The organism is Actinomadura formosensis NBRC 14204 (genome assembly GCF_001552155.1).
GTDB lineage: Bacteria > Actinomycetota > Actinomycetes > Streptosporangiales > Streptosporangiaceae > Spirillospora > Spirillospora formosensis.
The window spans coordinates 19139-30217 of sequence record NZ_BCQQ01000091.1; the positions used below are offsets into that span (position 1 = coordinate 19139).

The 11079-nt window shown below is 72.9% G+C and carries 12 protein-coding genes; 6 read left to right on the top strand and 6 right to left on the bottom strand.

What is annotated here, in order from left to right:
* Positions 1-111: 111 nt before the first annotated feature.
* The 6 genes from AF1_RS22250 to AF1_RS22275 all read right to left on the bottom strand — a co-directional run bounded on the left by AF1_RS22250 (position 112) and on the right by AF1_RS22275 (position 5788).
* Entirely contained in the window at positions 112-435 is a 324-nt protein-coding gene (locus AF1_RS22250) for a MerR family transcriptional regulator (RefSeq protein ID WP_067802569.1), read from the bottom strand.
* Positions 436-526: 91 nt separating this feature from the next.
* Entirely contained in the window at positions 527-967 is a 441-nt protein-coding gene (locus AF1_RS22255) for an Hsp20/alpha crystallin family protein (protein WP_067802571.1), read from the bottom strand.
* Between the two features lie 108 nt (positions 968-1075).
* A complete protein-coding gene (locus AF1_RS22260; protein ID WP_067802574.1) occupies positions 1076-2554 on the bottom strand; it encodes an SDR family oxidoreductase in 1479 nt (492 codons plus the stop codon).
* Between the two features lie 59 nt (positions 2555-2613).
* Positions 2614-3000: an STAS domain-containing protein gene (locus AF1_RS22265; RefSeq protein ID WP_067802577.1), complete on the bottom strand. Its 387-nt coding sequence runs from the start codon at positions 2998-3000 to the stop codon at positions 2614-2616.
* A complete protein-coding gene (locus tag AF1_RS22270) occupies positions 2997-4154 on the bottom strand; it encodes a cobalamin B12-binding domain-containing protein (RefSeq protein WP_084263214.1) in 1158 nt (385 codons plus the stop codon). The genes AF1_RS22265 and AF1_RS22270 overlap by 4 nt, the downstream gene beginning before the upstream one ends.
* Complete coding sequence (locus tag AF1_RS22275; RefSeq protein WP_242608932.1) at positions 4151-5788, bottom strand: PP2C family protein-serine/threonine phosphatase; 1638 nt, start codon at positions 5786-5788, stop codon at positions 4151-4153. The genes AF1_RS22270 and AF1_RS22275 overlap by 4 nt, the downstream gene beginning before the upstream one ends.
* Before the next feature lie 385 nt (positions 5789-6173).
* Here AF1_RS22275 and AF1_RS33560 point away from each other — a divergent pair, with 385 nt between their 5' ends.
* The 6 genes from AF1_RS33560 (at position 6174) to AF1_RS22305 (ending at position 11004) form a co-directional block, all read left to right on the top strand.
* A complete protein-coding gene (locus tag AF1_RS33560) occupies positions 6174-6635 on the top strand; it encodes an STAS domain-containing protein (RefSeq protein ID WP_084263215.1) in 462 nt (153 codons plus the stop codon).
* A gap of 115 nt (positions 6636-6750) precedes the next feature.
* Positions 6751-7320, top strand: a complete 570-nt coding sequence (locus AF1_RS22285; RefSeq protein WP_165488426.1) for a GAF domain-containing protein — start codon at positions 6751-6753, stop codon at positions 7318-7320.
* Positions 7321-7368: 48 nt separating this feature from the next.
* The gene (locus AF1_RS22290; protein WP_207394136.1) at positions 7369-8067 is read left to right on the top strand and encodes a GAF and ANTAR domain-containing protein; all 699 of its coding nucleotides are present in this window, start codon (positions 7369-7371) and stop codon (positions 8065-8067) included.
* A 155-nt stretch (positions 8068-8222) separates the two neighbouring features.
* Positions 8223-8696 (top strand): STAS domain-containing protein, encoded by a 474-nt coding sequence (locus tag AF1_RS22295; protein ID WP_131732818.1) that lies wholly within the window; start codon positions 8223-8225, stop codon positions 8694-8696.
* Positions 8697-8770: 74 nt separating this feature from the next.
* The gene (locus AF1_RS22300; protein WP_084263216.1) at positions 8771-9565 is read left to right on the top strand and encodes a carotenoid biosynthesis protein; all 795 of its coding nucleotides are present in this window, start codon (positions 8771-8773) and stop codon (positions 9563-9565) included.
* A complete protein-coding gene (locus AF1_RS22305; RefSeq protein ID WP_084263217.1) occupies positions 9553-11004 on the top strand; it encodes a phytoene desaturase family protein in 1452 nt (483 codons plus the stop codon). Before AF1_RS22300 ends, AF1_RS22305 begins: the two co-directional genes overlap by 13 nt.
* Positions 11005-11079 lie beyond the last annotated feature (75 nt).

Below are 11079 nucleotides of genomic sequence, written 5' to 3' on the forward strand. Positions count from 1 at the left end.
CTGGCGGGCGGCCACGGTCATCGGCCACGGTCATCGGCGCCGGCACGGGGGTGCCGGCGCCGACCGGCGCGCGGGACCTCGGGAGGGGCGGCCGGGCCTTCCCGGGACCGGTCAGCGGCCGGAATCGGGATCGCGGGCGGCGAGACGGCGCGCGAGTTCGTCGCGTTCGCGGGTGATCTCGGCCAGTTCGTGCTGGAGTTCGAGGATGCGCCGGATGGCGGGCAGGGTCATGCCCTCGCCCATCATCGTGACGACCTCCTGGATACGGCCGATCTCGTGGCGGCTGTAGCGGCGCTGCCCGCCGGCGGAGCGTTCCGGGGAGACGACGTGGTGCTCGTCGATGCGGCGCAGGAACGCCTGCTGGACGTCCAGCATCCGGGCGACCTGCCCCACCGTGAACAGGGCGGCGTACTCGTCGTCGATCGGCAGGGTCACGGATTCTCCTTCTGCCCGGGTGGCGGCCGCCGCGGCGGCCCCGGCCCGCGCGGGATCGCGGGTCCGGGGCCGGGGCAGGTGTTCGCGGCGGTCAGTTCTTGATCGCCTTGTGGCCGTTGCCGGTCCGCTGGACGGCGACCTTGCGGGGCCTCGCCTTCTCCAGAACCGGGATGCGGACGGCCAGGACGCCGTTGTTGTAGGCGGCCTCGACCGCTTCGGCGTCCAGGTGCTCCGACAGGTAGACCCGCCGGGTGAACGCGCCCATCGGCCGCTCGCGGACGAAGACGCGCTCGTCCTCGCCGAACTCCTCCTCGCGGCGCGCGGTCACCGACAGCACGCCGCGGTCCACGGTGACCTCGATGGAGCCCGGGTCCACCCCGGGGAGGTCGAACCGCAGGACGACGTCGTCGGCGCGGCGGATGCCGTCCATCGGCATCCCGGCCCCGCCGCCCTGGCCGCCGACCTGCCGGAGCGCCCGGTCGAACTGGCGCTCGAACTCCTGCACGAACGGGTCGATCGACGTCAGCAACATTGACCATCACCTCCGAAGACCTCCGGCGCCCGGCCGGGCGCCGACCACTTGCTCCTCGCGCGAGAAGAAACTTCTAAGCACAGTTATAGGTATCTTCTCGTCCGCCTGTCAAGCCGGCGTGCGGCCGTGCTCGGCGGCGCGGGCGATGCCTTTGCACATGCCGCCGAAGATGCGGTCGTGGAAGGGACGGAACGCCCACCAGTACACCTGGCCGGCGAGCCCCCGGGGGTGGAAGAGCGCTCGCTGGGTGAACCGGGTGCGGCCGTCCTCCTCGGCCACGCCGAGCTCCAGCCAGGCGAGGCCGGGGAGCCGCATCTCGGCGCGCAGCCGCAGCAGCCGGCCGGGCTCGATCTCCTCCACCCGCCAGAAGTCCACGCTCTCCCCGATGCGCAGCCGGCGCGGGTCCCGGCGGCCGCGCCGCAGGCCGACACCGCCGACCAGGCGGTCGAGAACGCCCCGGACGCGCCAGGCGAGCGGGAAGGAGTACCAGCCGTGCTCCCCGCCGATCCCCTCGATGACCTCCCAGAGACGCTCCGGCGGGGCGGCCGTGCGGCATGACCGCTCATCGGTGTAGAGGCTGCCGCCCGCCCAGTCCGGGTCCGTCGGCAGCGGGTCGCTGGGGGCGCCCGGGACACTGGCCGACGACCAGCGGGTGGCCACGTCCGCCTCGCGGACGCGGCGCAGCGCGAGTTCCACCGAACGCTCGAATCCCGTCGGCCCACCGGGCGGCGGGGGCACGTACTCGGCGATGTCGTCGTCGGCGCACACCACCTCGTTGCGCAGCGACTCGACCAGGGGACGCGCGAGACCGCCCGGGACGGGTGTGATGACCCCGACCCACAGGCTCGACAGCCAGGGGCTCAGCACCGGGACGGGGATGATGATGCGGCGCTTCAGCCCGGCCACGGCGGCGTAACGGCGCATCATGTCGACGTAGGTGAGCACGTCGGGGCCCCCGATGTCGAACCCGCGGCTCACCTCGGCCGGCAGGCCGGCGGCGGCGACCAGGTAATGCAGGACGTCCCGGATCGCGATCGGCTGGATGCGGGTGTGCACCCAGCGGGGGGTGACCATGACCGGGAGCCGTTCGGTCAGGTAGCGCAGCATCTCGAACGACACCGAACCCGACCCGATGATCACCGCGGCGCGCAGCCATGCCGTCGGCACCCCGCTGTGCAGCAGGATCTCGCCGACCTCGGCGCGGGACCGCAGATGCGGCGACAGCTCCTCCTCGGGTTCCATGCCCCCGAGATAGACCAGCCGCCCGACGCCGGCCTCCCGTGCCGCGCCGGCGAAGGTGCGGGCCGCCCGGCGGTCGGTCTCCGCGAAGCCACCTCCGCCGCCGATCGCATGGATCAGGTAGTAGGCGACGTCCACCCCTTCCAGGGCACGCGCGGTCGCCTCCCGGTCGGTGGCGTCCGCCTCCGCGATCTCCACCCGGTCGGCCCAGGGCTGATCACGCAGCCGGCGGGCCGAGCGGACCATGCACCGCACCCGGTGACCGGCGTCCAGCAGCTCGGGCACCAGCCGCCCCCCGATGTAGCCGCTGGCGCCGGTCACCAGGTATAGGCGTGGTGTGTCGATCATTTCCCTCCCCGTGGTCAGCCGCGTCGTACCCGCCGCCGCGGCCGGCACACAGGGGAGGGTCAGGGCCGGCCCGGTACTTCCTGATCCTGGTCCTCCGCCTTCCCGGCGGATTCGCCGGTCAGGTGGTGGAGGGTGCCGGTGATGCGCAGCAGCCGGTCCAGTTGCGGTCTCCGGCCGGTCAGCCGGAGGCGGACGCCGGTGGCGGCCGTGCGGCGGCGGATCATCAGCAGGGCCGCGAGACCGGCCGAGTCGCACATGCTCAGCCCCGAGCAGTCCAGGTCCAGGTCGTGGAGGTCGCGATGATCGTCCAGTTCCGCGCCGGCGGTGGCCACCAGTGTGTCGGCTGTGTCGAAGTCCAGTTCGCCGTGAATCTCCATCCGCAGGGAGTGCGCGGTGGAGGCGGTCACGACCAGGTGCAGCGGAGCATCGGGAACCGAGGCGGTCATGCAATTCTTCCTAGTCCGGGGTCAGGGTCTGGGTCGCCCACAGGCTCGGCGAGCACGCCGGAATCCTCGTCGGCGGCGGGCGGCGCCGGCCGCCGGAGGGCGTCCTGGGCGCGCCGGAGCAGATCTGTGGCGCGGGGAAGGCCGGCGAGCTGCTCCGCCAGCAGGTCCAGAGCCGGCACCAGGCTGCGGGCGGGCACGTCACGAGCGGTCAGGATGCCCGCGGTCCAGGTGATGAATCCGGTGAACAGGTCCGGATCGTCAAGGTAGAGGGCGGTGCCGAGGAAGTCGACGATGTGGGCGATGTCCTCGGCGGTGTGGCGGCGCTGCTGCTCGGTGTAGTCCGCCATCGCCGGAAAGCGGGACTGCAGTTCGTCCATGGTGCGCCGCACCAGCCGGTGGGCCGTGCCGGTGACACGGGCGTACTCCTGGTCGGCCAGGTGGGGCAGGTCATCGACGGGCTGATGAGCCGGTTTCGGCTTGCGCAGGGGGCCGTCCGCCAGCAGGTCGGCGGCCGCGCGGGCGTTCGGCGCCCAGCCGTCGGCGCCCAGCAGGGCGGCGTACCGCCCGTCGGGTCCGAAGGCCGCCCCGCCGACCAGGACGGGGGTACCGGTGGCCTGGCAGGCGGTGATGGCGGCGTGCGCGGCGGGCAGCCGGGTGGCGATCGAGGACGACAGCGCCACCAGCGCGGGGCCGGTGCGGTGCAGGTGGGAGATCAGGTGCGGGGTCGGTACCTGCGCGCCGAGATAGTCGACCTGCCAGCCGCGCAGCCGCAGCACCTCGGCCACGATCCGGGCGGGCAGCGCGTGCCATTCCCCGTCGATGCACGCCACGGCGATCCGGCCGCGCGGTTCGCCGCGCTGGCGCCGGCGGACGGCCGGGTGGAGCGCCAGCGCCGCGATCACCCTTTCGATGACCGCGGTCGCGGTGTGCTCCTGGACGACCGTGAGCCGGTTGGCCGCCCACTCGCTGCCCACCCGGGCCTGCAGCGGCGCGATGACGTCCAGCAGCAGGGTCTCGGCGTCCATCCCCTCGTCCAGGGCGGCCACCGCCGCGTCCGTGGCCGCGTACTCGTCGCCGACGATGACGGCGTCCCAGAGCCGGGCCGTCCAGGCATCGAGATCGGCGTGCGGCCGTGCCTGTTCTCCACGGGTCACGCCGTGTACCTCCCGGGCCCCTGCCCCCCGACGGCACTGAGGTGGAAGCGCCGCGGAGCGGTGATCGCGATCATGGCCATGTCGTCGTGGTGATTGTCGCCGACCCACTCGGCGGCGAGCATGTGGACCCGCTCCACCAGCGCCTGCGGGGGCATCCCGCCGCACCGGCGCAGCTCGTCGCGCAGCCGCTCGTCGCCGAACATCTCACCGCCCAGCGGACCGCCGGCCGCCTCGGTGATGCCGTCGGTGTACAGCAGGCACGTGTCGCCCGGTTCGAGCAGGACGGTGGCGGTGGTGGAGGTGATGTCCTCCAGCACTCCGATGAGCGAGCCCCCCGTGTCGACGGATTCGACCTCGCCGTCGGCGCGCACGATCAGCGGGCCGGTATGGCCCGCGCTGGTCAGCCGCAGGCGGACGTTGCCGCCCTCGCGCCGGATCGACGCCAGGACGAGAGTGACGAACCGGGTGGTCTCGCTGTTGAGCAGCGCCCTGTTCAGCAGTTTCAGCACACGCTGGTGATCGCCCGACAGGGGGAACAGGGCCCGGAGCGTATTGCGGATCTTGCCGGTCAGCACCGCGGCCTCCAGCCCCTTGCCGCACACATCGCCGAGGACGACCAGCGCCTCCGGCGCCGGCTCCGGTCCCGCGACCGGTTCCTCCTCGGCCGGATACAGGTCGTAGAAGTCTCCTCCGACGCGGTCGCCGCCGCCGGACGGCTGGTAGCGGGCCGCCAGTTCGACCCCGTCGAGTCCGCCGGTGCGCGGCGGAAGCAGATCGTGCATCAGCGTCTCGGTGATGGACGTCTGCTCGGCGTACACCCGGGCCATCGACATCGCGGCGCCGGCCCGTGCCGCGAACAGATGGGTGAGTCTCTCCTCGCCGCCGGAGAATCCCTCCCGCGCGTCCTTCCACAGCAGCACCAGCGCCCCGGCCGGCATGCCGTGCCCGGGAAGCGTGGTCACCGCCATCGCGCGGGGCCCGCCGAGGCTCCGGCGCGCGGCCCAGTCGGGCGCGGCGGCCGGATCGACCCATCGCGGCGGCACCGGCGGAAAGCCCCGCATCGCCTCGGCCAGCCCCGGGACCTCCGCCGGGTCGACCCGCAGTTCGCGGTACTCCACCCGCCCGTCGGGGCCGCAGCAGGCCACCGGATGCCCGTGGCCGGAGCGGGGAGCGATCACCATCGCGGCGTCGGCCAGATGACGCGCCGCCAGCCGCGCGGTCACCTCCATGCAGCGGTCCAGATTCAGCGACGCCAGCAGCTGGCCGGACGCCTCCGCCAGCAACGCCGTGCGTTCCCGTTCGGCCGCGAGCTCCCGCTCCAGCCGCCGGTGTTCGGTGACGTCGACCAGCCACCAGATCGTGGCGTCCCGGCCGCTCAGCGGGCCGCCGGAGCCGTCCGGGCCGGTGAGCGGGGCTCCATGAGCCTCGAAAACGCGCTCGCCGATCGGGCCCTGCGCGACCGGCGCCGCCCCCTGCGGACCGCCGGCGCCGGGGGCGGCCACCGGCGGAACCCCGGAAGACCGTGCGGCCAGCGACCGATGGGCCTCGGCCAGCCATTCCGGCGCCACGTCGGGCAGCCGGGCGCCCAGACCCGCGCCGAACAGCGCGCGGGCCGCGTCGTTGAGTTCGGTCACGGTACCGGCCGCGTCGACGACCAGCCCCGGAAAGGGGGCGGGCTGCAATACGGGAGCGAGGACGGGCTGAAGACCGTCAGTGCCTTGAGTAACTTCCATACAAGAGCCTGAGTCGGCCCTACCTTTCGCTCTGGAGCCGATCCCTGTACCCCGATGAGGATGCTGCCTGCTGGCTCCTTGGCTACACCAGAAACTTGCCGGAGGGCAAGTAAATGTGGCTTCACTCTCCTTTTGGGCGTCGAGCCGGGGGCCGCCCGACCGGGCCCGGCGCGGTGCGGACGGCCGGCGGCCGCGCTGCCGGAAGCCGAGGTCCGGCCCCGATGCGCTTCATCGGAATGATCTGATCCGGCGAGGGTATGCTCGGCCGGATACAGGAGGTGAAAACATGGCTACGAGCACGGTGCACGATGACGATTCGCTGTCCGAAGAGCAGTGGTGCGATCCGGATAACAGAATCCGAGTCCGCTCCGCAGGCCATGAGCGATTTCTTCTTTTTTATGTAGCCGGCGAGATCGATTATCTTACGGCCGAACCTTTTCGCGAATATGTTCTCTCGCGGCCCTCGCCCGCTGGGAACATTATACTCGACCTGCGGGACGTGAAGTTCTGCGACTCCTCGGGACTGGGCGCACTGGTGGCGCTCTGGAAGGCCGCGCGGGGCAGGCGCGGGAACCTGGTCCTCAGCCGTCCGAGCCCGCTGTGCCACCGGCTCCTGGAGCGCACCGGCCTCGATCGGCACATCGGGATCAGCGCCACGCTCCGTCATGCCCTCGACCATGTGACGGCCGGACGCGCGAGCTTCCCGCCCCCGGGCACCGTGCCGAAATCGCGGCGAGACGCCTCCTAGAGGCACCGGCGCGTCCTGCTTCTGGGGGCCGCGGCCGGAGAGCGGGTAGGGTGGCCCACGGAAGTTCCGCCCTGTGTCCGCGGATCCGCATTCGATGCCACCCGAGGTGGCGAACATGGCGAACGACCGTGACATCGGCGACAACGTTCCTCCCGTACCGGGGCCTCGTCCCGGCCCTTCATCCGACGGCGGGCTCGCGGCGGCAGCCGGTCCGCGGGTGTCCCTGGCGGCCGGGCGGCTGTCCCGCGCCCTGCACTCGATGGCGCTGATCTCCCAGGCCGACGGTGCGGCCCTGATGCTCGCCGGGGAGGCGAGCGGGCTGCGCGCGGTCGGCGGGTCCACCGCCGAGGGGCTGAAGCTTCAGTACGCCCAGCAGTTCGAGCGGGTGGGTCCCGCCCATGACTCCGTGTCCGACGGTCAACCGGTCGCGGTGAACGATCTGGAGAGCCACGAAGAGGCCGGATACGCGCGGCTGGCGCGCAGCGCGGCACCGGTCAGGGCCGTGCTGTCGGTCCCCGTCCACGTCGAAGGCGACGTCATCGGCTCGTTGAACTTCTACCGGTGTACGCCGTACACGTGGACGAGCCGGCAGATCGCGGTCGGGGAGCACCTGGCCGGCACCGCCGCCGACCTCCTGATCCGGCTCGCCGCGGATTCGGCGGCGGGCGGCCCCGGCCGGCCGTAGTGCCTCCGCATCTCATCGACCGCCGTTCTTCATTCAAGGATGTAGAGCATGATGCATATCGACACCGAAGCGCTGGACGCCAGCCTGCAGCACCTGCGTAAAGCCCCCTACGAGACGGACCTGGCCCGCGCGTTGCACCGGGTCGTCACCTCGGTGAACCGGGTTTTCGGCTATGACGGTGCCGGCATCATGCTCATCGACGAAGAGGAGGATCTGCTGTACGTGGCCGCCTCCGACGAGGCGGGCCGCTCGCTGGAGCAGGCCCAGGCCCGCGCCGGGCAGGGGCCGTGCTACGACACCTACGTGGTGGGCCATCCGGTGTCGACCAAGGACGTGCGTTCGGACTCGCGCTGGCCGCAACTGGTGGACGTCCTGGACGAGCGGGTGAGGGCGGTGGCCGGGGTCCCGATCCTGCTGGGCGGCAGCCCCGTCGGCACCCTGAACGTCTACCGCTCCGAACCGTACGGATGGGACGACTCCGATATCGCGGCGCTGCGCGCCTACGCCGGCCTGATCGGGGAGCTCATGGCGGCCGCGCTGGCGTCCCACGAGCACAGCGTCACCGCGTCCCAGTTGCAATACGCGCTTGATTACCGGGTGGTGATAGAGCGTGCCATCGGCTACCTGATGGCCAAGCACGGAGTGGACGCGGTCTCGGCGTTCAACCGGCTGCGCAAGCAGGCTCGCGACAGCCGCCGCCGCGTCGCGGATCTGGCCGGCGAAATTCTCGAAGAGAGCACCTCCTAGTTCCGGCGCCCGCCCGACGAGCCAACCCGCCGCATCCCCTTCGACCCGATCCATCCGTCTCGAAACGTCAAATCCGATCGGACTTTTCCGTTCGCTCCTTTTCGGTCCGGCCCCTGACCCTGCCCGGTCCCGGAGACCCAACTCATGGAGGCTCTGTGACCTCGGCAGACGACCGTCCGGCCCGGCCGGCTTCACCCGGTGCCCGGGCACCCTCGATCCCGTCCCCCGCGGGCGGCGTGACCTGCGCCGGCGGGACCCTGCGGCTGGCCATCGGCGCCCAGCAGGACGGAGCGACCATGGAGGTGCGCCTGAACGGCGAACTCGACATGGCCAGCTCCGATGATCTGCGTCACCACATCGGGGCCGTGATCGCCGCCCACGATCCGCACCGGCTTCTCCTGGACCTGTCCGAACTGAGCTTCGCCGACTCCAGCGGCCTGGCCGTGCTGGTGTGGGCGCACCAGGCCATGTCCCGCCGCGGGCGTCAGCTTCGCCTGCACCATCCGCAGACCCGGGTGCTGCGCGTCCTGCACGTCAGCGGCCTGCACACCCGCCTGCACATCACCGAAGCGAACATTGGTGAGAGCCCCGGTTCGGCGGGGCCGAACCGGGGCCGCCGGCCACGATAGCCCTGCCGGAAGGCCGCATCCGTGATGCGGCCTTCCGGTGCATCCGTGATGCCGCCTTCCAACGAAGGTCCTGCATGGGGCAAGTGCGCGGGTGGGGCGCCGGACGGCGGGTGAGCCGTCTCCGGCGGCGGCCGGGGGCCTGGGTGCTCGCCGGTGCCGGGTTTCTGGGCGCGATGGTGGTGGCGCAGGTCCTGTCGGGGGTGCGGCCCGAGCCGGTCCGGTTGACGAGCGTCGTCGTGGCGCTGCTGGCGGCGAGCGCCGCGGCGTTCCTCGCGGGGCGGGCCGGGGCCGGCCGGGCGGCCGGGGCCTTCGGCGCCGCGGTGGCCGTGGGGTACGCGGCGGAGTGGATCGGGGTCCGCACGGGTTTCCCGTTCGGGGAGTACTCCTACACGTCGCTGCTGTGGCCTCAGCCGGGCGGCGTGCCGGTGATCGTGGCGGTGGCCTGGGGCGGTATGGGGCTGGCCGCCCATGCCGTCGCCACCGTGATCGTCCCGGAGGGCGGGCTCAAGCGGTGGGCGGCGGGTGCGGCCGCGTTGACGGCGTGGGATCTGTTCCTGGACCCGCAGATGCTTCGGCTGGGCCTGTGGACGTGGCAGGACGCGGGCCCGTACCGGGGAGTGCCGGTCAGTAATTTCGTCGGATGGCTGGCGGTGTCGCTGCTGGTCATGGGAGTGATCGACATGATCGTGGGACGGGCGGGCAAGGCCGCGTCCGGCGGGCTCGTCGCGATCTACGGGGTGATGGCGGCCATGGAGACGCTGGCGTTCGCGGCGGTGTTCGAGCCGCCGGACCGGGTGGTGGCGGTGGCCGGCGGGGCGGCCATGGGGACGTTCGCCGTCCTGGCGTGGAGGCGTCGATGGCCGAGGTGATCGTGGTCGGCGGCGGGGTCGGCGGGATGGTCGCCGCGCTGCTGCTGGCGCGGGGCGGCCACCGGGTCGCGCTGCACGAGAGGCTGGACCGGCTCGGCGGGAAGCTCGCCGAGCGTGAGCGCGCGGGATTCGTGTTCTCGCTGGGGCCGTCGCTGCTCACCCTTCCGGAGGTCTTCCGGGAACTGGGCGTCGCACGCGAGCTGGTGGAACTGGACGAACTGTGCCGCTACCGCTTCGCCGACGGGTCCGAGCTGCGCGCGTACCGCGATCCGGACCGGATGGCGGCGGAGGTCGACCGGCTGGCCCCCGGCGAGGGGGCGGCCTGGCGCGCCTTCCACGGGTGGGCCGCGAACTGCCTGGAGGCGTCCCGGCGGACGTTCTTCGCCGGGCCGCTGGGCCGCCGCCCCGAACGGGCCCGGATCGGCGACCTGCTCGCGGTCGCGCCGGGCCGGACCCTGGACGGCCTGGCCCGCCGGTTCTTCCGCGACCCGCGGCTGCGGCAGTACGTCGGCCGGTACGCGACGTACGCCGGGTCGAGCCCGTACCGGGCGCCGGCCGCGCTCGGCTGCGTCCCGGCGATCGAGCACGGGGACGGGGGCTGGTACGTGCCGGGCGGGCTGCCCCGGCTCGCCGACGACCTGGCCGGGCTGCTGATCGACGCGGGCGTCGAGGCCCACACCGGCAGTGAGGTGACGGGCGTGCTCGCCGGCCGGTCGGCGGTGTCGGGCGTGGTGCTGGCGTCGGGCGAGCGGGTGAGCGCCGACGCGGTGGTGGTGAACGCCGACGCCGCGGCGCTGTACGGCCGGCTGCTGCCGGATGACCGGAGGCTGCGCCGGATCGGCAGGCTCGGCCCGTCCTCGTCGGCGTTCCTGCTGCTCGCCGGGGTGGAGGGGCGCACCGGGGGGCTGCCGCACCATTCCGTGGTCTTCTCGGCCGACTACCGGCGGGAGTTCGGCGACATCTTCGAGCGGCGGCGGCCACCGGAGGACCCGACGATCTACATCGGCTGCTCGGCGGTGGACGACCCGTCCCAGGCGCCGGCCGGGGCGGAGAACTGGGTGCTGCTGGTGAACGTCCCCGCGGGTGATCCGGGCCGCTGGCCGATGACCCCCGACGCCTACCGGGACCTGGTGCTGGAGCGGCTGGCGCGCCGCGGGCACGACCTGTCGGGGCGGCTGCGGTTCGTCGAGTCGTTCACCCCCGCGGACCTGCGCGACCGGTACGGCGCGTGGGGCGGGGCGATCTACGGCACCGCCTACCGCGGCGCGTTCGCGCCGCTGCGCAGGCCGGGCAACCGGGGGCCGCGGCGGGGACTGTACCTGGTGGGCGGGTCGGCGCATCCGGGCGGCGGGCTCCCGCTGGTCGCCATGGGCGGCCGGATCGTCGCCTCGCTCGTCGAGGAGGACCTGCCGGCACGGCGGGGTACACGGGTGAGATGAAGGCGTTGACGCTGGTCCAGGCGGTGGCCGCCGGGGTGGTGGCCGCGCGGCTCGCGCGCGGCCGGGGCCGGCCCG

Bases quoted from the DNA above. Each gene is read 5' to 3' on its own strand.
- AF1_RS22255 (WP_067802571.1), bottom strand. From the start codon at position 967: ATGTTGCTGACGTCGATCGACCCGTTCGTGCAGGAGTTCGAGCGCCAG.
- AF1_RS22260 (WP_067802574.1), bottom strand. From the start codon at position 2,554: ATGATCGACACACCACGCCTATACCTGGTGACCGGCGCCAGCGGCTAC.
- AF1_RS22265 (WP_067802577.1), bottom strand. From the start codon at position 3,000: ATGACCGCCTCGGTTCCCGATGCTCCGCTGCACCTGGTCGTGACCGCC.
- AF1_RS33560 (WP_084263215.1), top strand. From the start codon at position 6,174: ATGGCTACGAGCACGGTGCACGATGACGATTCGCTGTCCGAAGAGCAG.
- AF1_RS22285 (WP_165488426.1), top strand. From the start codon at position 6,751: ATGGCGAACGACCGTGACATCGGCGACAACGTTCCTCCCGTACCGGGG.
- AF1_RS22290 (WP_207394136.1), top strand. From the start codon at position 7,369: ATGATGCATATCGACACCGAAGCGCTGGACGCCAGCCTGCAGCACCTG.
- AF1_RS22300 (WP_084263216.1), top strand. From the start codon at position 8,771: ATGGGGCAAGTGCGCGGGTGGGGCGCCGGACGGCGGGTGAGCCGTCTC.
- AF1_RS22305 (WP_084263217.1), top strand. From the start codon at position 9,553: ATGGCCGAGGTGATCGTGGTCGGCGGCGGGGTCGGCGGGATGGTCGCC.